This is a genomic window from Sphingomonas sp. Leaf5, assembly GCF_001421155.1.
Lineage (GTDB): Bacteria > Pseudomonadota > Alphaproteobacteria > Sphingomonadales > Sphingomonadaceae > Sphingomonas.
Genome location: NZ_LMJZ01000019.1, coordinates 18,275 through 42,102 on the forward strand (window position 1 = coordinate 18,275; position 23,828 = coordinate 42,102).

A 23,828-nucleotide genomic window follows, 5' to 3' on the forward strand; every position below is an offset into this window, starting at 1 on the left:
TCGTTAACCTGGCGTTAGCGTTACTCGGCCGCCTTTGCCCGCCGCCACGCTGCTTCCTGTTCGATCAGCGTCCGGTCGGCGAAGGTGGCATCTTCAGCCTCCATGGCACTGAAGCGGCGCTCGAATTTGCCGTTCGCCGAGCGTAACGCGGCTTCGGCATCGACCCCCAGATGCCGCGCCCAGTTGACGACCGAGAATAACAGGTCGCCGACTTCGTCGAACCGCTCGGCGTCGGTCGTCGCTTGCGCGATCTCGACAAGCTCTTCGTCGATCTTGTTGCGCGGCCCGGTGGCGTCGGGCCAATCGAAGCCGACGCGGCCCGCACGTTTCTGCAGTTCTTCCGCCCGGGCCAGTGCGGGCAGACCCAATGCGACGCCCGCCAGCGCGCCATCTTGCCCCGGCTTCTGGCGTCGTTCGGTGGCCTTGACCTGTTCCCACAGGTGATGACCGCCAACTTCGGCGTCACCAAAGATATGCGGATGACGACGTTCCATCTTGTCGCTGATGGCGTCGACAACGTCGCGCAAGTCGAAATGACCCGCTTCCTCGGCAATGCGGCTGTGGAACACGACTTGCAGCAGCAAGTCGCCCAGTTCGTCTTTCAGATCGTCGATATCGCCACGTTCGATCGCGTCGGCGACCTCATAGGCTTCCTCGATGGTATAGGGCGCGATCGTCGCAAATGTCTGTGCGCAATCCCATTCACAGCCACGTTCCGGATCGCGGAGCCGCGCCATGATCGCCACGATCCGCCCGACGGTATCCTGTTCCGCAGTTGCCGGCGGAGCGGACGGGCCGCAGTTGGCGGGAGTGGTGACGCCGGTACCATGTTCCAGTTCAGGGGGTCGCATATCCACCTCCATCAACACTCCAACGCAAATCCGATAATAAACATTATGTAAAATCAGGCGACATTTCCGGTATCTAGGACCAACGTACCCCCTTCAACGCGCCAACTTCGCAACCTTGATAGGAAGTTCATGCCGATGACGTCGAAATCGCCGAACGCCGGCGACACCACGATCGGCAGGTCGCGGGTTTCCAGTGATCCGATCCGCACGGTCTCGATCCGGCCGCGCGCCGCCTCGACCATTCCGTTTGCGGTCGTGATCACCACTGGCGGCACCCGTCGCGGCGTGACGCCGATCGCCCTGGCCGTTGCTTCGGAAATCGCCGTCGTCGTCGCCCCGCTGTCGATCAGCATCCGCCGCTCAATACCGTTCAACCGCGCCGTTGCGTAAAAATGCCCGTCGGGCGACTGACGAATGCGGACGGTATCGCCCTCGACCATCTGCTCGGCCAGACCGAGCCTTTCACCGAGACCCGTTGCGACTTCCGTCAGCCGCGCGCGGTTGCTGAAGCCCAGAAACAGAACACCGGCGATGATCGCCCACCCGACGACAGCGCGTATTACCGCTCGGGCCGGCGGACGCCGCACCAGCAGCGACGACAATGGCAGTGTCAGCGCAAGCAATCCCAACAGGATATAGATGCCGCGATCGTCGTTCACAGCGTCAATTCCAACCCGTCAAATCCCGGTTCGACCCCTTGCGGAAGTGTCGCGCATAACGTGGCATAATCCATCGAATGGTCCATATGGATCAGCACCGCGTGCCCGACCTCGCATGTCTTCGCGAACGCCAGCGCTTCGTCGAGGGACGGATGCGTCGGGTGCGGCGCAACCCGCAGCGCATCCACCACGAGAATGTCGACGCCGTGATAGAGTTCGGTCATCGCGGGCGTTACCGTGCTGAAATCAGTCGCATAGCCGATCGATTTACCATTGGCGTCGAACCGCAAGCCAGCGGAAATAATCGAACCGTGCGGCTGATCGGTACAGCTTACATCGATCGGACCGATGGCCATTCGGTCCGGCAGGACATCGGCCGCGACGGTTGCGCGGTAACCCTGTCGCCCGGCAAAGACATAATCGAACCGCGACTTCAGGCTGGCCAGCGTATCCGATCGGGCAAAGCCGCGAACCGTCGATCCCTGATTGTGGAACAATTGCCGCAGATCGTCGATGCCGTGACAATGGTCGGCATGATCGTGGGTCCACAGCACCGCGTCGACGGTCGCGACGTCCGCTGCTAGCAGTTGCTCGCGCATATCCGGGCCGGTGTCGATCAGAATGCGCGTACCGTCATGCTCGACGAGCGCGGACACGCGGGTACGGCGATTGCGTGGCTCGTTCGGGTCGCAAACGCCCCAGTCGTTACCGATCCGCGGCACGCCCGACGACGTACCGGAGCCGAGGATGCGGATCTTCACGCGAGCGTCTTCGCGAACAGTGTATGGAAATTCTCTCGCGTCGCGTCGGCCAGTGCGTCCGGATCCTCGCCGCGCAACTGCGCGAGGAAGCGGCAAGTGTCGGCGACGAAAGCGGGCTCGCCCTGTTTGCCACGATGCGGCACGGGTGCCAGAAACGGTGCATCTGTTTCGATGAGCAGCCGATCTTGCGGCAGGTCTTTGGCGACTGCTTGCAACGTCTGTGCGCTTTTGAACGTCACGATGCCGGAAATCGAGATGTAGAAACCGAGATCGAGCGCGATCCGCGCCAGTTCCGCTGAGCCGGTGAAGCAATGCAGAACGCCGGGAAAGGGCCCCTTCCCCAACTCGTCGCGCAGGATCGTTGCGGTATCGTCTTCGGCGTCGCGGGTATGCACCACGATCGGCAAGCCGGTTTCGCGACATGCGGCGAGGTGCGACCGAAAACTGACCTGCTGCGCACCGCGATCGCTATGGTCGTAATAATAATCGATTCCGCTTTCGCCGATGCCGACGACCCGCGGATGCATGGCGGCCGCCACCAGTCGCGCCGTGTCGACATGCGGGTGCTGGTCGGCTTCGTGCGGATGGATGCCGACCGTTGCCCAGACGTCAGCTTCGCGTTCGGCGGTGGCGATGACCGCGTCCCATTCGCTTTCGCGGGTCGAAATGTTCAGCATCGCCACGACGCCGGTGCCGCGGGCGCGATCCAGGACGTCGGCCTGCACCTCGGCGACGCCCTTGTAGTTCAGATGGCAATGGCTGTCGGCCAGTTTCATGCCGGCTCCGGCTCCGCAATGGTCAGTCGTGGAAAGATGGGGGTCGGTGGAGCGATCCGGAAGCCCGCGGCGCGTGCTTCTTCGTACCAACGGTCGTCGCCCAGCGCGTCATGCCCCTGCCCCGCCTGTCGCAGTTGGTTGAGCAGTGCTTCGGCCGAGGCCGGCACGACCGGCACGATCGTGACGGCAAGATCGCGGATCGCACGGACCAGCGTGCCGAGCACGGCATGCATGCGTTCGGGATCGGTTTTGCGGAGCGCCCAGGGGGCCTGCACGTCGATATACTGGTTGCAGGCGAAGACGCCGCGCATCCATGCTTCGAGTGCCTGGCTGAGTTGTAAGTTGGTGAAGTTGCCACGGAAGGTGGTGGTTGCTTCGGCGATCGTGGCGAGCAGATCGGCGTCGGCGGGGTCGCTGCGGCCCGGTTCGGGCAGCGCGCCTTCCAGATTTTTCGCGATAAACGAAAGGGTTCGCTGGGCGAGGTTGCCGAAGCTGTTGGCGAGGTCGCTGTTCGCGCGGGTCACGATCGCTTCGTCGGAAAAGCTGCCATCCTGACCGAAGCTGACATCGCGCATCAGAAAGTAGCGCAGCGAGTCGACGCCGTAGAGCCGGGCAAGCTCCATCGGATCGGCGACATTTCCAGCCGATTTCGACATCTTGGTCCCGTCGCGGGCCAGCACATGGCCGTGCCCGAACACCGTTTTCGGCAGCGCCAGTTTCGCCGACATCAGGAAGGCGGGCCAATAGACCGCGTGGAAGCGGACAATGTCCTTGCCGATCAGATGCAGTGCGGCCGGCCAGTAGCGGTTGGGCGCGTCGGGATAGCCCGCGCCGGTCAGATAATTGGTCAGCGCGTCGACCCAGACATACATGACGTGGCCGGGACTGTCGGGCACCGGCACCCCCCAGTCGAAGCTGGTGCGCGACACCGACAGGTCGGTCAGCCCACCCTCGACGAAGCGCAGCACTTCGTTGCGGCGGCTTTCGGGCTGGATGAAGTCTGGATTGGCGGCGTAGAAGTCGAGCAGCGGCTGCTGATATTTCGACAGACGGAAGAACCACGTCTCCTCGGCGGTCCATTCAACCGGCGTGCCCTGCGGCGAAAGGCGGACGCCCCCCTCCCCGTCGACCAGTTCCTTTTCCTCGTAAAAGGCTTCGTCGCGGACCGAATACCAGCCTTCATAGCGGTCGAGATACAGGTCGTCGGCATCGCGCATCGCGGTCCAGATCGCCTGCGACGCGGCATAATGCTGCGGTTCGACGGTGCGAATGAACCGATCGCAGGAGATGTTCAGTTCGCCCGCCATGTCATGAAAATAGCCCGACATTTCATCGGCAAGCGCGCGGACCTCCACGCCGCGCTCGCGCGCAGTCTTGACCATTTTCAGGCCGTGTTCGTCGGTGCCGGTCTGAAAGAACACGTCGCGTCCGGCCTGCCGATGAAAGCGGGCAATGGCGTCGGCGGCGATCATTTCATAGGCGTGGCCGATATGCGGCCGGCCGTTCGGGTAATGGATCGCGGTGGTGATGTAGAAAGGATCGGACATGGTCCGAGGCTCTACGGTTCAAAGCGGGTCAGAACAAGGTCGGGGATTGCGAGCGACGCGCGAGAGCAGCGGGGCCCGGATTGATTAAGATCTCTGCGGAAGTAGTGATCCCGCCCCCCTTGCCGTACCCCCGCGCAGGCGGGGGTCCAGGGTTCCAGGCGCAAGCCGTTGTTTTGCTTGGCTCTGGACCCCCGCCTGCGCGGGGGTACGGCGAGTTTTAGGCAAAGCTCGCGGCTTTCGCAGGGGTCTCGATCAAGTCCGGGGTGACCTTCGGCACTGTTGAACCTTGGCTACCGTGTAACGGCCGGTGCCAGGCGCGCGATCAGCCCCGCCATTTCGAACACCGTCGTCTCCGCCACCAGTGACAGCGCCGGAGCCATCGATGCCAGCGCCCGCGCCTTGTCATAGGCGTCGAGCGCGTCGCGCAAGGCTGGTCCGTTCCGCGTCCGCGCGGTCGCGGCGATCAGGGCCGGGGCCCGGTCCAGAAACACCGCATAGCGTGGCTGGGCGGTCTTGCCGGCGAGCGATTTGGCAAGGCGCGAGCGGATGCGGTTATCGAGGTCGCCGGTCTCGGCAATCTCCGACAGGTCGCGGTCGAGCGCCGCGACCGAGAGGCCGGCATAGGCCAGCGCGCGGCCGGGCGATCCGTCCGCCGCGGCGACGAGCGCGGAGACCTCCGCCGCTTCGGTTTCGGGCAATTCCGCGCGGACCACCGTCGCGACCTCTGCGTCGGTCAGGGGATCGAAGCGCAATTGCCGGCAACGCGACCTGATCGTCGGCAGCAACCGTCCCGGCGAATGGCTGACCAGCAGGAAGATCGTGCCGACCGGCGGTTCTTCGAGGTTCTTGAGCAGAGCGTTGGCACCCGGCCGTTCGAGATCGTCGATCGCATCGATCACGATCACGCGGCGCGACGACAGCGCAGGTTTGGTCGCGAACAGCGGTTGCAACGTGCGGACCTGATCGATCTTGATACCGCGCGCGATATCCTGATCGGGCTTGTCGGGGTCCTTCGGCAACCGGACCAGTTCGCGATAGTCGGGATGCGCGCCGGCGGCGATCAGTGCGGCGGTGCGGTGGTCGTCGGCGATGTCGCCGCGCATCCGGCTGCGCCCGTCGATCGCGGTCGCGAGCAGGCGCAGCGCCATGTCGCGGGCAAAGCTGCCCTTGCCGACCCCCTCGGGTCCGCTCAGCAGCCACGCATGGTGCAGCGATTCACCTTCGGCAGCGGCGATGAACGCCTGCCGCGCGGCATCATTGCCGATCGGCGTCATGGCAACAGGTCGGCGATCGCTTCGATCAGACGCGCCGTCACCGCCGATACCTCGCCCGAGGCGTCGATGCGGCGCATCCGCTCGCTCTCGGTCGCGGCGATCCGGTCGAACGTTGCCGCCACCGAGCGATGGAAATCATCGCCGCGTGCCGCGAACCGGTCTGCCGCCCCGCCATCGCGCGCGCGGGCACGGCTGTCACCTTCGCCATCCGGGAGCGTCAGCAGCAGCGTGCGGTCGGGCAGCAGCCCGCGTGATCCGAAGGCGTGCAGCGCGAGGATCGCGGCATCGTCGATCCCCTGCGCCCCCTGATAGGCGCGGGTGCTGTCGATGAACCGGTCGCAAATCACCCAGTTGCCCGCCGCGACCAGCGGGTTGATGTGTTTTTCGACGTGATCGGCGCGCGCGGCGGCGAACAGCAATGCCTCGCTATGCGCGCTCCAGCGGCGGACGTCGCCCTGCATCAGCAGGTCGCGGATCGCCTCGGCCCCTTCGCTGCCGCCCGGCTCGCGGGTCAGCACGGCGTGGATGCCGCGCGCTTCGAGCGCGGCAACCAGCGCGCGGGCCTGGGTCGATTTACCGACCCCTTCCCCGCCCTCCAGCGTCAGGAACCGCCCGGCGCTCAAGCGAACAGCGAGGTCAGGCTTGCCCAGATCCGACCGAAAAAGCCGGCCTCGGCCACGTCCTTGTCGGCGACCAGCGGCATACGCTGTTCCCCGGTGTCGGGCGACGAGATCACGAGGTCGGCGATATGCTGCCCCTTGGCGATCGGTGCCTTGATCGGGCCGGTATAGACGACCTTTGCCGTGATCGGGCTGTTGGTGCCGGCGGGCATTGTCACGGACAGCGCCTTCGGTGCGACGAGACCGACGGTCGAGGAATCGCCCAGCTGGACCTCGGCCGTCTCGACCTTCTTGCCCGCCACGACGATCGGGCGTGCGCGCCATGCGCCGAAGCCCCAGTTCATGAATTTGACCGATTCGGCGATACGCTGGTTCGCGCTGGTCAGACCGGCCAGCACCATCACCAGTCGCCGGCCGTCCTGTTCGGCCGATCCGGTGAAGCCATAGCCGGCTTCCTCGGTATGGCCGGTCTTCAAACCATCGGCACCGCGCACCCGGCCCAGCAACGGGTCGCGGTTCGCCTGCGTGATCGCGGCCCCCTCGCCCAGCGTCTTGCCCCAGGTAAAATCGGTCTTCGAATAGAATTTCTTGTAGAGTTGCGGGTGGTTCTGGATCGTCGCGCTGGCGAGCTTGGCCAGATCGCGCGCCGTCACATAGGTGCGACCTTCATCGGGCCAGCCGTTCGACGTGCCGAAATGGCTGTTGGTCAGGCCCAGTTCCCTGGCCCGCTGGTTCATCAGATTGGTGAACGCTTCTTCCGAACCGGCGATCTTTTCGGCGAGCACGACGCAGGCATCGTTCCCCGACAGGACGATGATGCCGTAGAGCAGGTTTTCGACGCTGACATTCTCGTTCACCGACAGGAACATGGTCGAGCCCGCCTGCGGCCCGTGCCATTTCTTCCACGTTTCGGGCGATACGGTCGCCGTGTCGCTGAGCTTCAGATCGCCCTTCTTGATCAGGTCGAACGCGACATAGGCGGTCATCATCTTCGCCATCGACGCCGGCGGCATCCGGCGATCGGCGTCCTTGGCAAAGAGCGTCGCACCCGACGACAGGTCGGTCATGAACGCGACCGGTGCCGGCGTGTCGAACGCTGGCGCGGCGGCGATGCCGGGGGTGGCGATGGCGATGGCGGCGATGCTCGAAAGGGCGATCTTACGCATGGGGCACGTGGTTCCGTTCAGTCCTGGGCGATGATCCGGGCGTCGGCGAAGCCGCGACGTGCGATGGCGGCACGGGCGGTTTCGGCGGCGGCTCGGGTAGGGAATGGGCCTGCCTGCACCCGGTACAGCCTGCCCGCCGAACGTACAACGCCGTCGATGGTTTTTGCGAGCGTGGCGGCGCGGGTGGCGTCCGACAGGGCGGCGACCTGTACCAGCCAGCGGCCGGCGGCGGGTCGGGCTATGGCGGTGACGGGCTGGTTCGGGCGGGGCGCTGGTTTCGGGGCAGCTGCCTGTGGTGCGGCGGCTTTGGGCAGGACCGGACGCGGGACCGCAACCGGCTGAAGCGCCACTGGCTGCGCCGACGGCAGCCGCCGCCGGAGCGCCGCGAGCAATGACGGCGGCGCGGCGAGACGCGGCACTTCGCTGCCGGCGCGGATCGCGGCCTGTTCGGCGGGCGACGGCGCGGCGGGACGGATGCGGATCTGCGCGTCCTTGGGGTCGCCGATGCCGATCGCCGTCGCTGCGAGCGGCGACAGCAGCGCGATCGTGTCGGGTGAGAGCGACGGGTCGTGTTCGACCAGCACGATGATCGTCCGGCCGCTGTCGAGCGCGGTGACTTCGGCATAGCTGCCGCCGGGAAGCGTGCGGTGCTGCACGGTCATGGCCTGCCCCGTCCGGTTCGAGAGACCGGCACGGCCAACCTCGTCGAGTCGTTGTTCGTGGACGACCGGCAGCGCGTCCGGTGCCGCTACCTGCCCGCCAACGATCAGCAGCAGCACGGCGAGGCTCATTGCGCGACCGCGTCCGCCAGCAGTCCGACCGACAGCGCGTAGAAATTGGAGCAATTATAGTCGAGGATCACCCGGTAATTGCCGGTCAGCAGATAGGCGGTCTCGCCCGGGCCGTCCGGCTCGATCAACGTCGCCTGCATCGTCGGGTCGAGGCGGCGGCCGTCGCTGGCGGCAACGCCCAGCGCCCGCCACTCGGCGAGCGAGCGCCACTGGCTGTGCCGGGCGAAGACACGCGGGCAGCGGGGCGACAGGGTGCGCGGGGTGAGGATCGATCGGTCGAAGCCGGTCGGGACCTGCACCGCAAATCCCCATGGCTGGCCGGGGCGCCAGCCGGCATCGACGAAATAATTGGCGATCGAGGCGAGCGTATCGGCGGGGTTCGACCAGATATTGGCGACGCCATCGCCATCGCCGTCGCGCGCCAGCCGCAGATAGATCGACGGCAGGAACTGCGGATAGCCGAACGCGCCGGCCCAGCTGCCCTTCAACCGTTCGCGGGGAACGCCGCGATCGATCATCTTCAGCGTCGCGATGAATTCGGGTTCGAACAGGCTGCGGCGACGCCCTTCATAGGCCAGCGTGGCAAGGCTGCGCGGCAGGTCGAAGTCGCCGGTATAGCTGCCGTAATTGGTCTCATGGCCCCAGATCGCGACCATGACCGATTCCGGCACGCCGGTCTGCTGCTCGATCGCGGCCAGCCGCCCGCGCTGCGCCTGATAGGCGGTGCGGCCGCGATCGATCCGCGCCGCATCGACATGGCGGATGCGATAGGGGGCAAAGCGCGACACGGTGGTCGTCGACGACGATCCGGGCTGTTGCCGGTCGAGTTCGACGACACGCGGATTATAGGTCAGCGTCGGCAGGACGGAATCGATCGTCTGCTGCTGCACCCCCTGCGCCCGCGCGCGCACCGCGACCTCGCCCAGATAGGATTGAAACCCGTCGGCATCCTGCGCCGCCGCCGACCCGCCGGCCATCAGGGTCAGAAGGGCCGCCAACCCCGCCTTTGCAATACGCATCACACAGCCTCCCGCTACGGCGATCTTGTGGCACAGCGCGTCAGGCGGATGAACCCCCTCCTGCGACAAAGGCTTGCACAACGACGCCGACCCGCATTAGGCGCAGCGGGTACGGGGAAGAGTGTCCGAGTGGTTTAAGGAACTGGTCTTGAAAACCAGCGACGGGGCAACCCGTCCGTGGGTTCGAATCCCACCTCTTCCGCCAAATGCCCCGCGCAAAACAGTCAAGGATGTTACCGCCCCGCACGTCCCAGGCGACCGGCAGCACCCGACGTCATGAAGAAACGGGCGGCTTCGGGTTGATGGAAAGACCGGTTTCGGCATGCCAGCCGGATCGACCGGATGGTCGGGAATAGGTCGGTGACGTGCCCCTCGCCAAGACCGGCGGGCCATCCAACACTGCAGCTTCGTCCGTCTCGCCGCCAGCTTGATCTGGCTGCGATGAAGTCGATCGCCTCGTTCGGACAGAAAGGTTTGTGGCTTGCTCCGACAATGGCTGCATTGATCTTCGCCAGCGGGCGAGCAGAACCGGCACCCGCGCCAGCAATCGATATTTGCCTGACCAATTCCGCTGAACCCGCTTGATATACACTTCGACTACACACATTATGAACTTAAATTCCATAATGTGGGAGTAAGTGGTGCGTTCAGGTCTTATCGCATCAGCGGTTGCCACACTGGCAGCACCCGCTTGGGCGCACGATGCTTCCAGCGTCGTTCGATCGTCCCGTGCGACGTACAATCTGAACGCGGACTGGCGGACGATCACCGGCGACCCGGCCGGCGCACAAGCGTCCACGTTCGACGACCGGGACTGGAACCCCGCAACGCTACCGCATGCGTTCAACGAACGTGAAGCCTTTGCCCGTGACATCAAGGACCTGTCGGCCGGGATCAACTGGTACCGCAAGCGCATCACCCTTCCCAGGGGCGCGAAGGCCGGCAAGGCGTTTCTCGAATTCGAGGGTGTTCGACAGGCTGCCGAAGTCTGGATCAACGGCACCCCGGTCGCCCTGTCCGAACATGGCGCGATGGCGTTCGGCGCGGACATTACCGCCGCGCTCAAGGCCGGTGAGAATGTCATCGCCGTGCGGGTCGACAGCAACTGGCGGTACAAGGAACGCGCGACCGGCAGCGGTTTCCAATGGAACGACCGCAACTTCAACGTGAACTATGGCGGCATCACGAAGAACGTCCGGCTGCATCTGACGCCCCGGACCTATCAGACATTGCCGCTCTATTCCGCGCTCGGCACGACCGGGCAATATGTCTGGGCCGACGCCTTCGATATCGCGGCGCGCAGTGCGACGATCCATGCCGAGACGCAGGTCCGCAACGAAGACCGCCGCCCCCGCACGCTCGGGTACCAGGTCGACATACGCGACGCCGCCGGACGCGTCGTTGCGCGGATCGATGGCGGCAGTGCGACGCTGGCGCCCGGCGAGACCCGGACGCTGACCGCGGCCAAGCGCCTCGCCGGCCTGAACTTCTGGAGCTGGGGCTATGGCTATCTCTACCGCGTCACCACCAGCCTGACCGAGGCGGGCAAGGTGATCGACGCGGTCGATACGCTGACCGGGTTCCGTTCGACCCGGTTCGGCGACGGCATGGTCCGGCTGAACGGGCGGGTGATGCAGGTGCATGGCTATGCGCAGCGGACGTCGAACGAATGGCCGGCGGTCGGGGTATCGATCCCGCCCTGGATCAGCGATTTTTCGAACGCGCTGATGGTGGAGAGCGGCGGCAATCTGGTACGTTGGATGCACATCACGCCGTCGAAACAGGACATCGAAAGCGCCGACCGCGTCGGACTGCCGCAAGCGATGCCCGCAGGCGATGCCGAGCATGACGTCGAGGGTCGCCGCTGGGAGCAGCGCACGGCATTGATGCGCGACGCGATCGTCTACAACCGCAACAATCCCTCGATCCTGTTCTACGAAAGCGGTAACGAGAGCATCAGCGAGCCGCACATGGCTGAGATGAAGGCCATTCGCGATCGGTACGACCCGCATGGCGGCCGGGCGATCGGATCGCGCGAAATGCTCGACAGCAAGATCGCCGAATATGGCGGGGAGATGCTGTATTTGAACAAGAGCGCCAGACACCCGATGTGGGCGATGGAATATAGCCGCGACGAAGGGGCGCGGCTGTATCAGGACGAATATACCGCGCCGTTCCACAAGGATGCACCCGACTATAATCGCAACCAGGACAGCCACGCGATCGAGGATGTCCGTCGCTGGTACGACTACTACCGTATCCGGCCCGGCACCGGGCGCAGGGTCAGTTCGGGCGGGGTCAACATCATCTGGTCGGACAGCAACACCCATTATCGCGGTGACAATAATTACCGCCGTTCGGGCGAGGTCGACGCGGTCCGCCTGCCCAAGCAAGGCTATTTCGCGCATAAGGTGATGTGGAATGGCTGGGTCGATCCGGAGACGCCCGCGACGCATATCATCGGCCATTGGAACTATGCGCCCGGTACGACCAAGCCGGTCAGCGTGGTGTCGAACGGTGAGGCCGTCGAGCTGTTCCTGAACGGTCGGTCGCTGGGCATGGGCACGCGGTCGAGCGGCTTCCTGTTCACTTGGCCGGCGGTGGCGTGGCAACCCGGCACGCTGCGCGCGGTCGCGACCGGCGCCGATGGACAGCGGTCGGAGCATGCCGTCGAGACGGTCGGTGCGCCGGTCGCGCTTCGGCTCACGTCGCGGACCGGACCGCGCGGGTTCGTGATGGACGGTGCGGACATCGCGCTGGTCGATGTCGAAGTCGTCGATGCGCAGGGTCGCCGCGTGCCGACCGCGAACGACAAGGTCGCCTTTGCCTTGACCGGCCCGGTCGAATGGCGCGGCGGCATCGCGCAGGGCGACAGTTCGGGCAAATTGCGCCCCGCGCAGGCCGTGCCGGGCGAGGTCGTGCCCGGCACCACCCCCACCGCCGGCACCGCGCGTGGCGAGGACAATCATATCCTGTCGCGCGCGCTGCCGGTCGAAGCCGGCGTGAACCGCGTGCTGTTGCGGGCTGGCAAGGCGCGTGGCACCGTTCGGCTGACGGCGACCGCGCCGGGGTTGCGGACAGTGACGCTGTCGATCCCGACCGTTGCCGCCAGCCCGGCTTCCAGAGGTCTGTCGCGCGACTTTGCCGAGGCGGCACAGCCCGGCCGGTTGACGCGCGGCCCGACCCCGGCCGGGGATTCGATCAGGATCACGCGCTCGACGCAGACACCGATCACCGTCACTGCCGGATCGGACCAGAGTGATGCGGCCAGAACCTTCGACGACAACGAACTGTCCCGCTGGGTGAGCGACGGGACGCCGGCAAATGCGTGGATCGAATATCGCTTCGCACGACCGGTGACGCTGAACGAGATCGAACTGAAACTGGTCGGATGGCGATCGCGCGCCTATCCGCTGACCATCCGCATCGACGGGCGCGAGGTGTGGCGCGGCGAGACCGAGCGGCAGCTGGGTTATGCCTTGATCCCCTTCCCCGTCACCACCGGGCAGGTGGTGCGGATCACGCAGGTCGCGCCGACCGAGGATCGCGACGCGTTCGGCAAGATCGTCGAACTGGCGACCGCACGGCAGGCGGGCGACACCGGTGCTGACGCGGTGCCCGCCGGGTGGCGTCTGGCGATCGTCGAGGCCGATTTCCATGGGCCGCGGTAACGGCATGTGGCGCTGGCTGAGTGCGGCTGCCGCGCTGGCGATGCCGGCGGCCGCCGCTGCCGAGGACGCGGTGCTGTTCGACGGGCGAGAGGTGGCGGGGATCGTCCATGATGGCTCGTCTTCCGCCCAACTCGCCGGCGGGTTGCTCGCCCGCGACCTCCAGCAACTGACCGGTCGCGCGGCGGTGGTGGTCGGTGACGTGTCCGGCTGTGCCCGACTATGCGTGGTGATCGGTACGCTGGATTCGGCGCTGGTTCGCACGGTCGTGACGGATACCGGCGTCGATTTCTCGGCAATCCGGGGGACATGGGAGCGCTATGGCCGCATCCTGGTCCGCTCGAAGCGCGATCCGTCGCGGCGCTATCTGCTGATCGCCGGATCGGACCGCCGGGGAAGCATTTGGGGCGTGATCGACCTGACCCGCGAACTGGGCGTATCGGCATGGGAGTGGTGGGCCGACGTAACCCCGCGTCGCGTCGATCGGCTGCGGGTCGATGGCGCGCGGCGGCTGTCGGAGCCGCCATCGGTCCAGTATCGCGGCATCTTCCTGAACGACGAGGATTGGGGGCTCCAGCCGTGGGCGGCCAAAACCTACGAACCCGAGGTCGGCGATATCGGCCCCAGGACCTATGCCCGCATCTTCGAACTGATGTGGCGGCTGAAGGCCAATCTGATCTGGCCGGCGATGCACGACAGCACCACGCCTTTCTACCAGATGCCGGGCAATGCGGCGGCAGCGCGCGCCCATGACGTCGTCGTCGGCACGTCGCATGCCGAACCGATGCTGCGCAACAATGTCCGCGAATGGGATGAGCGGGCGCGTGGCCCTTTCAACTTCTTCACCAACCGTCGGGCGATGGTCGAGTATTGGCGCGAACGGGTCGAGGCCGTGAAGGATGGCGAGCACGTCTATTCGATCGGCCTGCGCGGCAAGCATGACTCGGCGATGGAAGGCGCGGACACGCCCGAACAGGCGCGCGACGCGACGATGCAGGCCATTGCGGTACAACGCGACCTGCTGGCGAAGGCGCAGGGCAAGCCCGCCGCACAGGTCCCGCAGGCGCTGACGCTCTACAAGGAAGTGCTCGACACCTATATCGCCGGATTGCGGGTGCCGGACGATGTGACGCTGGTATGGCCCGACAACAATTACGGCTATATCGCGCAGCTTCCGACGCCGGCCGAACAGGCCCGGCGCGGCGGGTCGGGGGTCTATTACCACCTCTCCTACTGGGGCCGGCCGCACGACTATCTGTGGCTGGCGACGACGCACCCGGCGCTGATCCGCGAACAGATGGACCGTGCATGGCAGTTACAGGCCCGCAAGCTGTGGGTCGTGAATGTCGGCGACATCAAGCCGGGCGAGTATCTGACCCAGTATTTCCTCGATCTCGCCTTCGACCATCGCACCTTTGCGCAGGCGCCGCGCACCCATCTGCGCGACTGGTCCGCCCGGCAGTTCGGCGCGGGCGTCGCCGATCGGGTCACCGCGGCGATGCTCGCCTATTACGACCTCGCCTTCGAACGACGCCCCGAATTCATGGGGTTCGGTCAGGTCGAACCGGTCACCCCGGTCCGCACCAGCGACTTTCTGCGCACCGGCGGCGACGAAGCCGAGCGGCGGCTCGATCGCTATGCCGCGCTGGTAACGGAGGCGGAAGCGATCGGCGCATTGCTGCCCGCCGACCGGCGCGACGCGTTCTTCCAGCTCGTCCTCTATCCGGTGCGCGGCGCGGCGAGCCTGAACGAACGCGTCCTGAAACTCGATCTCGCGCAGGAACATGCCAAGGCGCTGCGGGCACCGGTCGTTCCGGGCAGCACGTCAGAGGCGATCAATCGCGCCGGCAACGTCGTGCGCGCCGACATGAACGTATTGTCCGAACAGGCGCGCGCCGGACAGCAACGCATCGTCGACGATACCGGGGCGTACAACGCGCTGAACGGCGGCAAATGGCGGGGGATGATGAACGCGGCACCGCGTACCCTGCCGGTCTTCCTTGCCCCGACCTTCCCGCAGGTCGCCTTGCCGCGGCAGGATGCGTGCGGGATCGAGGGCAGCGATCTGGCCTATGTTGAGGGCGCGGCGGTAACGCGCGGCTTCACGCTCTATTCGGGCGGAGCCGATGCCGATTGGTCGCTCGCGCCGCCGCCGGGCTTCGCAGCGTCGGCCACGAGCGGCCGGCTGGACGCCGGCAACGGCTATCGCACCCGGATCACGCTGACCCATGACAGCAGCGGTTCGAATGCCGTGAAGCTGACCTGCGGCGGCAGGACGCTGACCCTGCCGATACGCATTGCAACACCGGCAAAGGGCGCACCGCCGGTCATCAACCAGATCATCACGCTGCGGCCCGCCAGTGCGACCAGCCCCGATTGGGAAAGCGTGCCGGGATTCGTCGGCGCGCTGCGCAGCCGCCTGACATTCTCGCCCGGGAAGACGGCGGCGACGCCGCTGACCTATCGCTTCGACACCGGCACCATGGGGGCTGCCGAGATCCGCATCCTATCGTTGCCGACCCATCCCCTGACCGCCACCGACGACCTGCGCCTGAACGTTCGCATCGATGGCGGTGCGCCTCAGACGCTCGACTATGCAACGTTCGGACGCAGCGACGAATGGAAACGTAACATGCTCAGCAACACGGCGGTCCGGTCGCTCTCCTTCGCACAACTTGCCGCCGGTCGCCACACGGTCGAACTGTTCGCCGCCTCCCCGGGACTGCTGCTCGATCGGATCGAGGTTCGCCTCGACGGAGCACCGGATTATTACGGAATGCCGCTTCGATAAGGATCCTGTGGTGTCCCGCCTGAGGCGTTCTTCTGCTTCCCGATTTTCGCCAATCGTCCGTCTGGACCACCGACGGCCAGTGCGTTTCCCGCTTTGATCGGCGACGCTTCCGTGGTTCTTTGCATTGCATAAGGGGAGAGCGGCGCGATGGTTCGGACGAATTGGGTGAGTGGGCTGCTCTTGATCGCGCTCGGAACGAACAGCGCGATTGCGACCGCGCAAACCGCCCCGGCCCCGCCACCGAACAATGATATCGTCGTTGAGGGTCAGCGCGCCCGACCAAGCAATTGGCGCGAGGCGGAGACGCAGCACGTCATCGTGCTGAGCAATGGTCGCGAACAGGAGGTGACGCAGATCGCGCACAATCTGGAACGGCTGTACTTCCTGCTGTCGGTCTTGCTCAACCGCACCGCACAGACCGATGATACGGTCAAGCTGCGCGTGACGCTGATCGGGGATGCCGCCGAATTCCAGGCGATGGATTTGCGGAACCTGCGCTGGCAGCAAGGGCCGTTCAACAGCGCGTTCGACATCCGCCGCTACTACGACCCACGGCAGGACGGCGCGGTATTGGCGACGACGCGGATCGACCAGCGCGTCGTCCTGCAGCGCGGCGTGGCGGTCGTCGATGCCTTGCAGGGCGTACAGCTTGGCGGGCGTGGCGATCCCGGAGCTCCGCCCGGCACGGCCGGCACCGGTGCGATCGGCGGTCAGGCGGGGCTGTTCGGTCTTCAGAGCAGCGCCGACCTGATCCGACCGGTCAACGAGGAATCGGTCCCGCTCACCGCGGAAGGCATGATCTATGCGGGCTTTGCGCAGCATTACCTGACGACCTTCTTCCCCGCCGCCTATCCGCGCTGGTATCTCGATGGCTTCGGCCAGCTATTCTCGACGCTGGTGGTCCGCGGCGACACGATGATGGAATATGGCCGTGCGCCGGCCGGCACGACCGCGGTGCTGCACCGGTTCGGCAATTTCCGCCTCGCCGACGTGTTGAGCGGTGCCTATCTGACCCAATCGCCGGACAAGACACGCTGGACGCCCGTCCATGCGTGGATGCTGACCCACTTCCTGTTCTTCTCGCCGACCCGTAGCGGCCAGTTCCGCAGCTATCTCAAAGCGATCGCCAACGGGACGCCCGCGTCGGACGCTGCGGCGGTGTTCGGCGACCCCGACGTCCTTGCCAGGGAATTGCGCAGCTATTTCTTCGCCAAGAAACCGTTCGAGCGGATGACCTATCCGGCGGACCGCGCGGACGGGCCGATCGTCCGCCGGTTGTCGCTGGGGGAAGCCGCTTTCGTGAAAGGGCGGCTGGAACTGGGGTCGCGGGTCGAGGTCGGGGGACCGCAACGCGATGCGTGGCTGCGACGGCTGCGCGACCAGGCGGCGATGTTTCCGGGCGACGAAGGCGCACAGGTCCTGCTCGCCGAGGCGGAGTGCCGCAGCGGCCATGCGTCGGAGTGCCGGGCGGCGGCCGATCGCGCGCTCGCCTTGTCGCCGACCGGCAGCGCCGCGCTGACGTGGCGCGGCGTGGCGATGGCGCAGGCCGCAACGGCGCTGACGGGAACTGCCCGCACCGAGATGCTGCGTCAGGCGCGCGCGACGATCGGAAAGGCAAACCGCGCCGATACCGAAGCGCCCGGCCCGCTGATCGCCTATTACCGCAGTTTCGCGGATGCTGGCGATCCGGCACCGGCCATCGCCGTCGACGGGCTTACCAAGGCGCTGACCGCAGTCCCGAATGCGCCGGGAACCCGGCTGGCGCTCGGCAGCGAACTGGCCTCGCGCGGTGTGCTGCCAGTGGCGCGCAGCACGCTGATGCCGGTGGCAAAAGGGGGCTATGACTCACCGGAGCGCGCCAGAGCACAGGCAGTGCTGGAGGGATTGGCAGGCCGATAACCTCTACGGCTATAGGCAGCGTCGATCCGATGCGCTGCCCGCGACTCCGAACCCTTCTCATCCGTCCGACGCGAACATCCCATATTGCTCGCGCCATGCCGCCACTTCGTCGCGGAGCGCCGCGGGAGCCGGCGCGCCCGACAGGACGAGGCGGGCGATGTCGGGTTCGGGGTGCATCAGCATCTTCTTGTCGCCGTCACTGAACCAGACGGGGATCAGCCGGTCACACAGCACGTCCAGAACCCGCGCGGCCATGCCGTTTGCGATCGCGTCGCTGCCGGAGAGCAGGCGGACGTTGATCGCCACCCCTTCGAAACAATTTTGCGGTTTGGCGACGAAATTCACCGAAACCAGCAGCCCGGACCGGTCCGGTCGCGCCGCGTCGGGCAGATCCTCCTCACGCCGCCAGACGCAGAACCACGTCCGGCAGATATGCGGCCGCACCGCGTGGATGCCGCAGCCCTTCGCGGTCAGATGGGTACAGGGAATGCCCGCCGGCTTGGCGAAGTCGGGCGAATTGACCGGCAACACCGTGCAGCAGGCGGTGCAGTCGCCGCACGACCGATGCGACAGCACCGCGCCGAGCAGGTTCGTTTCGAGATCGGCGGCATCGTCCATCCGCCCCGGTTGCCGAGGCTCGCCCCAAAAGGCAACCGCCGGCCTGCACGAAATCTGCACGGTTTCCAGCCGGGTTCCGGACCATGGCGACCGCATGATGTGCAGCGGCGCAGGTGCATCCATGTCCCGGACCAACCGGAGACACATATGGATATCGCCACCGCCTGCAAACGCCGCCGCGTCGTCTGGGGCGTCGTCGCCGCCCTGACGATGGTCGCGGCCGGCGACATATTGTTCTACCAGCAAGGCGCCTATGGCGGACAGATCGGGTTCGCCCTGGCGGCGCTGCTGCTGCTGGCGATTGCCTGCCGTCCGGCGATCTGGCGCGACCGGCGGGCTTGGGTCGCGGGCGGGGCCGCGGCGGTGTTCGCCGCACAGATGGTGCGAGGTCCAGGCCCGCTGGCGTGGAGCCTGTTCTGGATCGCGGCGGGCATGATGGTATTGCTGCCGACGACCGGCCGGTTCGACGATGGCTGGCGCTGGTTCCAGCGACTATCGGCCCACGCAGCGCGATCGATCGTCGCTCCGGCGATCGATGTCGTCCGGTGGCGCAGGGTGTGCCGCGCACGGTCGCAAAGAGGGTTCAGGCTGGCCGACGGCCTGCGCAGCATCGCACTGCCCGCGATCGGCAGCGCGATCATCGTGTCGCTGTTCGCCAGCGCCAATCCGGTGCTGACGCAGTGGATCGAGACGCTGACCGGCCCGGCACGGTGGGAACCGGACGTCGCGCGCATGCTGCTCTGGACGGTGGTGCTGATCGGGGCATGGAGCCTGCTGCACCCCCGCGCGATCGGGCCGTTCCTCGGCACCTTCGACGGCAGCGGCGACCTGCCGCTGCCCGGCGTGACGATCGCATCGGTGCGCCGGTCGCTGATCGCGTTCAACCTGCTGTTCCTCGTCCAGAATGCGATGGATGTCGCCTATCTGGGCGGACTTGCGCCGATGCCGGCCGGAATAACGCTGGCCGACTATGCCCATCGCGGTGCCTATCCATTGATCGCGACCGCGTTGCTCGCCGCGCTGTTCGTGCTGGTGACGTTGCGGCCGGGATCGCAGAGCGCGGCGGTACCGACGATCCGCCGGCTGGTCGTGCTGTGGATCGTCCAGAACCTGATCCTGGTCGCGTCGTCGATCGTCCGCACGGTCGATTATGTCGAAGCCTATTCGCTGACCGGGCTGCGACTGGCGGCGCTGGCGTGGATGCTGCTGGTCGGATGCGGACTGGTGTTCATCGTCTGGCGGTTGCTGACCGGACGCAGCGCCGGCTGGCTCATCAACGCCAATCTGGCCGTCGCCGGCCTGGTGCTGAGCGGTTTCGCGCTGATCGATACCGCCGCGATCGTCGCATCGTGGAACGCGCGCCATGCCGGGGATACGGGGGGACGCGGCGCGGCGCTCGATCTCTGCTACCTCCACCGGCTCGGCGGATCGGCGCTGCCGGCCCTGATCGAACTGGAGACGCGACCGGACCTCGCTCCAACTCTGCGCGACCGGGTCCGCTACGTCCGCAGCTCGGTGATGTTCGCCATGGACCGGCGGATCGGCAATGGCGGCTGGACGTGGCAGGACGAACGGCGGCTGGCAGCGGCACGGGCGCGCCTGCCCGGACTTGCCGGAAAGCTGCCGATGCCCGACGCGACCCGCCAGTGCGACGGCCGCATCAAGCCGCCCCCTGCCCCGCCCGCCACGGTCATCTCCACATTGACAGTCGAGGCGCGGCCATGATCCTGTGCCCCATGCCGCGTTCGATCCTGATCGTCGATGACGATCCGCACATCCGCCAGTTGCTGGTCTTCGCCTTTGGGAAGGCGGGGCTGAACACCCGCGAGGCCGGCGATGGCGAGGACGCATTGGCCAGCGCGACGCGCGACCCGCCGGACCTGATCGTCCTCGACATCAACATGCCGCGCATGGACGGGCTGGAGGTATGTCGCCGGCTGCGGGCCGCCGGCGATATCCCGATCCTGTTCCTGTCGTCGCGCGACGACGAGATCGACCGGGTGCTCGGCATCGAACTGGGCGGCGACGATTATGTCGTGAAACCCTTTTCGCCGCGTGAGGTGGTGGCGCGGTCGATGGCGATCCTGCGCCGGACCGCCGCGCATCCGCCGCGGGCCGAAACGGTCGCGAGCTTTCGCTATGGCGGGCTGAGCATCGATGGCGAGGGCTGGTCCGCGCACTGGATCGGGCAAGAGGTCGCGCTGACGGTGACCGAGTTCACGATCCTGCGGACGCTGGCATCGATGCCGTCCCGCATCTTTTCGCGCGACCAGATCATCGACCGGCTGCACGGACCGGGCTTTGCGATCACCGACCGGACGATCGACAGCCATGTCCGCAACCTGCGCCGGAAATTCGCCGATGCGGGCTGTGCCGACCTGATCGAGACGCGGGCCGGGGTCGGTTATCGGCTGGGCAACTGCAAGGAGCCGGTCGCGACGCCATGATCGCGTGGGCAAAGGCGGCCATTGCCCGGCATTGGCCGGTGCTGCGGCTGCGCACGATCCTGTTCAGTACGCTGTTGCTGGTCGCGGCACTGCCCGGCTTCGGCGCGCTGTTCCTGCGGGTGTATGAGAACACCCTGGTGCGCCGGACCGAGGGCGAACTGATCGCGCAAAGTGCGGCGCTGGCGGCGAGCGCGGCGATCCTGTGGGCCGGACCGCGGCCGGCGGTGGCGGTGCCCCGCCCGGCAGCACCCAATCCCTATGATCCGCAGAGCGAAGTCGATCTGCGTGCATCGCCGATCCTGCCGCCCCGCCCCGCTGCGCGCGCCACAGCCGATGCGCCGCAGATTGATGCACTGGCGACCGCGCGGCAGCTGCTCCCGGCGATCGAAGAGACCAGCCGCACCACGCTATCGTCGATCCTGATACTCGACGGCAGGGGCATCCTGCTGAACGGGGGCGAGGCGGGACGTTCGCTGCGGCAACTGCCGGAAATCCGGTCGGCGCTGGCCGGGCGACCGGCAACGGTGCTGCGCGAGAATGGCGACTATGTCTCCCGCTATCCCTTCGAATGGCTCAGTCGCGCGTCGAACCTGCGGTTGCATCATACGCGGCCGATCATGGTCGATGGCCGGGTTCGTGGCGTCTTGCTGGTATCGCGCTCGCCCCGCCCGTTGTTCAAGGGGATGTACGAGGATCGCGGCAAGATCGTGCTCGGCATCGTGCTGATCTTCGGTGCGCTGATCGTGCTGACCGCGATCCTGTCGCGCGCGATCGTTCGGCCGATCGAGCGGCTCAGCCGATCGACGCGGACGCTGGCATCGGGCCAGCCGGCGGCGACCGACCTGCCCTCGCTACAGGTCGTCGAGATCCGCGACCTGTTTCGCGACTTCGCGGTGATGGCCGACAGCATCGACAAACGGTCGCGCTATCTGCGCGACTTCGCCTCGTCGGTCAGTCACGAATTCAAGACGCCGCTGGCGGGCATCAGCGGCGCGATCGAGCTGTTGCAGGATCATGAGGCGGACATGACGCCCGCCGATCGGCGGCAATTCCTGCACAACATGGCAATCGATGCCGAACGCCTTTCGCGGCTGGTGCGGCGATTGATGGAGCTGGCCAAGGCCGATCTGCACCGGCCGGGCGGGAAACCCGGTGCGGCGTTGCCACCGGTGCTGGCGATCGTTGCCGACGGATTGGCGACCACCGGGTTCACCGTGTCGATCATGCTGCCCGAACAACTGCCGCGGCTGGCGATCGATGCGCGGACGCTGGAGGCGGTGTTGACCACGCTGGTCGATAATGCGCGACAGGCGGCGGCATCGGTCGTCGTGGTGACCGCGGCGGTCGAGGACGGCACCGCCCTGATCACCGTCGCCGACGATGGTCGGGGGATCGCGCCTGCCGATCGCGACCGCATTTTCGAAGCGTTCTTCACGACCAAGCGCGAGGCGGGGGGCACCGGCCTCGGCCTGCCGATCGCGCGGTCGCTGGTCGAGGCTTATGGCGGGACGCTGACCTTGGGGACGGCGATCGCCGGTGCCCGGTTCGAGATCGTCCTGCCGATCGACCCGGTAGAGCGGGCTGAGGCGTAGCGCATCACGCACGGCGCCGGGTCGGTCCAGCGCCGATCGCCATTCAAAGACCTGGCAGACTTCTCCCCTCCCTGGAAGGGAGGGGTCGGGGGTGGGTTGGCCTGTTGGCGAACGTGACCTTACCCTCGCGAGCCGACCCACCCCCAACCCCTCCCTGTCAGGGAGGGGAGCAAGTTGCGGACCTTGCCGCTGCATCGTGGGAAGGGTGCCGGCCGGAGATCGACCCAGCCGGCCCCTTCGATCAGCCGTCGATACCGTAGTGGAAATAGGTCACGCCGTTGATCGTCTCCTGATACAGGAAATCGATCGAGACCAGATTATGGCCGACGCCGTTCAGGTCGATCTGCCCGCCCGGATGCTTGAAGCCGTCGCTGGACTTGGGACCGCCTTCGCCCGACAGGTCGAGGACGTCGTTGCCGCCGAAGCCGATGGTGGCGTTATCGTCATTGTCGAAAATCTGCCGGGTGGTGACGATCTGATCGTCGCCACCGAAGCCGTTGATCGTGTCGAAACCGAGGTTCAGACCCAGCGCGTTGTCGTAGAAGAATTTGTAGCTGCCCGACGACGCGTCGAAATTGTCGTTGGTGACCTTGCCTTCGGTGAACGCCGCCAGCCGGACCGAGGCGTCGGCATAGGCATGGCCGCCGTCCTTCGATCCCAGATAGCGCAGGTTCACTGCGCCGCCATCGGCGGCGACCAGCGTCAGTTGGTCGGCGCCATCGGCACCATCGACCGCAATCACGCCATTCTCGCCAGCGTCGACCGTATCGCCGATCGACCGATAGTTGATGAGCGAGTCGTTCTTGCGGAAGGTCAGGATCGTGTCGTCGCCGACATCGCCGTTGCTCACGATATAGGCGGTCGCGATTTCGTGGCCGAAGACGACGTCATTGGTGCCGTTCGCGACCAGAACGGTCGACGCAGCGGTAGTGATGAGCGAATTGTTGCTTGGCATGATGCCCCCTCTTGAAAAATCCTCCCGGCCATGCCCCGGCGGTTCCCGAACGGCTGGCGGAAGACCGGGTCCGTCAACGCGACGATCCGGCTGCGACGATGCGCGAAACCGACAACCCGGTTCGTGCCAAGCGGTTCCAGAGGAACAATAATTTTACAATGTGGCGATGCGTTAGCGAAATATTAATTGTTGCCGCTAACCGGTTGTAAATTTCGCGAGGCGGGACATTCCGACATATTCCGCTGATGTGCAACGTCCTTGCCGAGGAGTTTCAGTTCATCCTGTGCGTTCAGTGCGGTCTAGTCTGGAAGAATAGTGCCAGCAATAGTATCGCCGGTGCGACGACGACGATGAAATAGGTAAGCAACAGCTCCGGCTGTCTGGCCATCACCAA

General features: G+C 66.1%; 19 protein-coding genes and 1 tRNA gene. 8 read left to right on the forward strand and 12 right to left on the reverse strand.

Annotated elements, in window-relative coordinates; translation table 11 throughout:
• Positions 1–20: 20 nt before the first annotated feature.
• The 10 genes from mazG to ASE50_RS11460 form a co-directional block, all read right to left on the reverse strand.
• Positions 21–851 carry a nucleoside triphosphate pyrophosphohydrolase gene (gene mazG / locus ASE50_RS11415; protein WP_082438995.1) on the reverse strand — a complete coding sequence of 277 codons (831 nt, stop codon included), beginning with the start codon at positions 849–851 and terminating at the stop codon, positions 21–23.
• A 53-nt stretch (positions 852–904) separates the two neighbouring features.
• The gene (locus ASE50_RS19230; RefSeq protein ID WP_056400293.1) at positions 905–1,510 is read right to left on the reverse strand and encodes a TIGR02281 family clan AA aspartic protease; all 606 of its coding nucleotides are present in this window, start codon (positions 1,508–1,510) and stop codon (positions 905–907) included.
• Positions 1,507–2,271: an MBL fold metallo-hydrolase gene (locus tag ASE50_RS11425; RefSeq protein WP_056400296.1), complete on the reverse strand. Its 765-nt coding sequence runs from the start codon at positions 2,269–2,271 to the stop codon at positions 1,507–1,509. Before ASE50_RS11425 ends, ASE50_RS19230 begins: the two co-directional genes overlap by 4 nt.
• Positions 2,268–3,047 carry a TatD family hydrolase gene (locus ASE50_RS11430; protein ID WP_056400300.1) on the reverse strand — a complete coding sequence of 260 codons (780 nt, stop codon included), beginning with the start codon at positions 3,045–3,047 and terminating at the stop codon, positions 2,268–2,270. Before ASE50_RS11430 ends, ASE50_RS11425 begins: the two co-directional genes overlap by 4 nt.
• Entirely contained in the window at positions 3,044–4,594 is a 1,551-nt protein-coding gene (gene metG / locus ASE50_RS11435) for a methionine--tRNA ligase (RefSeq protein ID WP_056400304.1), read from the reverse strand. Before metG ends, ASE50_RS11430 begins: the two co-directional genes overlap by 4 nt.
• A gap of 290 nt (positions 4,595–4,884) precedes the next feature.
• The gene (locus ASE50_RS11440) at positions 4,885–5,868 is read right to left on the reverse strand and encodes an AAA family ATPase (protein ID WP_056400307.1); all 984 of its coding nucleotides are present in this window, start codon (positions 5,866–5,868) and stop codon (positions 4,885–4,887) included.
• The gene (gene tmk / locus ASE50_RS11445; RefSeq protein WP_056400311.1) at positions 5,865–6,491 is read right to left on the reverse strand and encodes a dTMP kinase; all 627 of its coding nucleotides are present in this window, start codon (positions 6,489–6,491) and stop codon (positions 5,865–5,867) included. The genes ASE50_RS11440 and tmk overlap by 4 nt, the downstream gene beginning before the upstream one ends.
• Entirely contained in the window at positions 6,488–7,654 is a 1,167-nt protein-coding gene (locus ASE50_RS11450; protein ID WP_056400314.1) for a D-alanyl-D-alanine carboxypeptidase family protein, read from the reverse strand. The genes tmk and ASE50_RS11450 overlap by 4 nt, the downstream gene beginning before the upstream one ends.
• A 17-nt stretch (positions 7,655–7,671) precedes the next feature.
• Entirely contained in the window at positions 7,672–8,445 is a 774-nt protein-coding gene (locus ASE50_RS11455) for an SPOR domain-containing protein (protein WP_056400316.1), read from the reverse strand.
• The gene (locus tag ASE50_RS11460; RefSeq protein WP_056400319.1) at positions 8,442–9,464 is read right to left on the reverse strand and encodes a lytic transglycosylase domain-containing protein; all 1,023 of its coding nucleotides are present in this window, start codon (positions 9,462–9,464) and stop codon (positions 8,442–8,444) included. Before ASE50_RS11460 ends, ASE50_RS11455 begins: the two co-directional genes overlap by 4 nt.
• A gap of 115 nt (positions 9,465–9,579) precedes the next feature.
• On the opposite strand from ASE50_RS11460, the gene ASE50_RS11465 reads away from it, so the two are divergent.
• From ASE50_RS11465 to ASE50_RS11480, 5 genes are all read left to right on the forward strand, one after another.
• Positions 9,580–9,669: transfer RNA gene (locus ASE50_RS11465), tRNA-Ser, on the forward strand.
• Positions 9,670–9,905: 236 nt separating this feature from the next.
• Positions 9,906–10,049 (forward strand): hypothetical protein, encoded by a 144-nt coding sequence (locus tag ASE50_RS18805; protein ID WP_156347426.1) that lies wholly within the window; start codon positions 9,906–9,908, stop codon positions 10,047–10,049.
• 56 nt (positions 10,050–10,105) lie between these two features.
• Entirely contained in the window at positions 10,106–13,135 is a 3,030-nt protein-coding gene (locus ASE50_RS11470) for a glycoside hydrolase family 2 protein (protein ID WP_235512308.1), read from the forward strand.
• Positions 13,122–15,923, forward strand: coding sequence for a glycosyl hydrolase 115 family protein (locus tag ASE50_RS11475; protein ID WP_235512310.1), 2,802 nt, complete (start codon positions 13,122–13,124; stop codon positions 15,921–15,923). Before ASE50_RS11470 ends, ASE50_RS11475 begins: the two co-directional genes overlap by 14 nt.
• A 165-nt stretch (positions 15,924–16,088) precedes the next feature.
• Positions 16,089–17,822, forward strand: coding sequence for a hypothetical protein (locus tag ASE50_RS11480; protein WP_156347428.1), 1,734 nt, complete (start codon positions 16,089–16,091; stop codon positions 17,820–17,822).
• A 57-nt stretch (positions 17,823–17,879) separates the two neighbouring features.
• On the opposite strand, the gene ASE50_RS11485 is transcribed toward ASE50_RS11480, so the two are convergent.
• Positions 17,880–18,440: a YkgJ family cysteine cluster protein gene (locus ASE50_RS11485; RefSeq protein WP_056400326.1), complete on the reverse strand. Its 561-nt coding sequence runs from the start codon at positions 18,438–18,440 to the stop codon at positions 17,880–17,882.
• A gap of 147 nt (positions 18,441–18,587) precedes the next feature.
• On the opposite strand from ASE50_RS11485, the gene ASE50_RS11490 reads away from it, so the two are divergent.
• Genes ASE50_RS11490 through ASE50_RS11500 form a run of 3 tightly spaced genes read left to right on the forward strand, consistent with a single transcriptional unit; the run spans position 18,588 to position 22,479 of the window.
• Positions 18,588–20,165: a DUF4173 domain-containing protein gene (locus ASE50_RS11490; protein WP_056400331.1), complete on the forward strand. Its 1,578-nt coding sequence runs from the start codon at positions 18,588–18,590 to the stop codon at positions 20,163–20,165.
• Positions 20,166–20,176: 11 nt separating this feature from the next.
• The gene (locus ASE50_RS11495; protein WP_056400334.1) at positions 20,177–20,887 is read left to right on the forward strand and encodes a response regulator transcription factor; all 711 of its coding nucleotides are present in this window, start codon (positions 20,177–20,179) and stop codon (positions 20,885–20,887) included.
• Positions 20,884–22,479, forward strand: a complete 1,596-nt coding sequence (locus tag ASE50_RS11500; RefSeq protein WP_056400337.1) for a sensor histidine kinase — start codon at positions 20,884–20,886, stop codon at positions 22,477–22,479. The genes ASE50_RS11495 and ASE50_RS11500 overlap by 4 nt, the downstream gene beginning before the upstream one ends.
• A 241-nt stretch (positions 22,480–22,720) precedes the next feature.
• On the opposite strand, the gene ASE50_RS11505 is transcribed toward ASE50_RS11500, so the two are convergent.
• Entirely contained in the window at positions 22,721–23,434 is a 714-nt protein-coding gene (locus ASE50_RS11505; protein WP_056400340.1) for a hypothetical protein, read from the reverse strand.
• Between the last annotated feature and the right edge of the window lie 394 nt (positions 23,435–23,828).

What these genes read in the sequence shown, in the direction of transcription:
- ASE50_RS11495 (WP_056400334.1), top strand. Translation starts at nt 20,177, where the DNA reads ATGCCGCGTTCGATCCTGATCGTCGATGACGATCCGCACATCCGCCAG.
- metG (WP_056400304.1), bottom strand. Translation starts at nt 4,594, where the DNA reads ATGTCCGATCCTTTCTACATCACCACCGCGATCCATTACCCGAACGGC.
- ASE50_RS11500 (WP_056400337.1), top strand. Translation starts at nt 20,884, where the DNA reads ATGATCGCGTGGGCAAAGGCGGCCATTGCCCGGCATTGGCCGGTGCTG.
- ASE50_RS11460 (WP_056400319.1), bottom strand. Translation starts at nt 9,464, where the DNA reads ATGCGTATTGCAAAGGCGGGGTTGGCGGCCCTTCTGACCCTGATGGCC.
- ASE50_RS11485 (WP_056400326.1), bottom strand. Translation starts at nt 18,440, where the DNA reads ATGGACGATGCCGCCGATCTCGAAACGAACCTGCTCGGCGCGGTGCTG.
- ASE50_RS11505 (WP_056400340.1), bottom strand. Translation starts at nt 23,434, where the DNA reads ATGCCAAGCAACAATTCGCTCATCACTACCGCTGCGTCGACCGTTCTG.
- ASE50_RS11490 (WP_056400331.1), top strand. Translation starts at nt 18,588, where the DNA reads ATGGATATCGCCACCGCCTGCAAACGCCGCCGCGTCGTCTGGGGCGTC.
- mazG (WP_082438995.1), bottom strand. Translation starts at nt 851, where the DNA reads ATGCGACCCCCTGAACTGGAACATGGTACCGGCGTCACCACTCCCGCC.
- ASE50_RS11475 (WP_235512310.1), top strand. Translation starts at nt 13,122, where the DNA reads ATGGGCCGCGGTAACGGCATGTGGCGCTGGCTGAGTGCGGCTGCCGCG.
- ASE50_RS11440 (WP_056400307.1), bottom strand. Translation starts at nt 5,868, where the DNA reads ATGACGCCGATCGGCAATGATGCCGCGCGGCAGGCGTTCATCGCCGCT.
- ASE50_RS11450 (WP_056400314.1), bottom strand. Translation starts at nt 7,654, where the DNA reads ATGCGTAAGATCGCCCTTTCGAGCATCGCCGCCATCGCCATCGCCACC.
- ASE50_RS11430 (WP_056400300.1), bottom strand. Translation starts at nt 3,047, where the DNA reads ATGAAACTGGCCGACAGCCATTGCCATCTGAACTACAAGGGCGTCGCC.
- ASE50_RS11455 (WP_056400316.1), bottom strand. Translation starts at nt 8,445, where the DNA reads ATGAGCCTCGCCGTGCTGCTGCTGATCGTTGGCGGGCAGGTAGCGGCA.
- ASE50_RS18805 (WP_156347426.1), top strand. Translation starts at nt 9,906, where the DNA reads ATGAAGTCGATCGCCTCGTTCGGACAGAAAGGTTTGTGGCTTGCTCCG.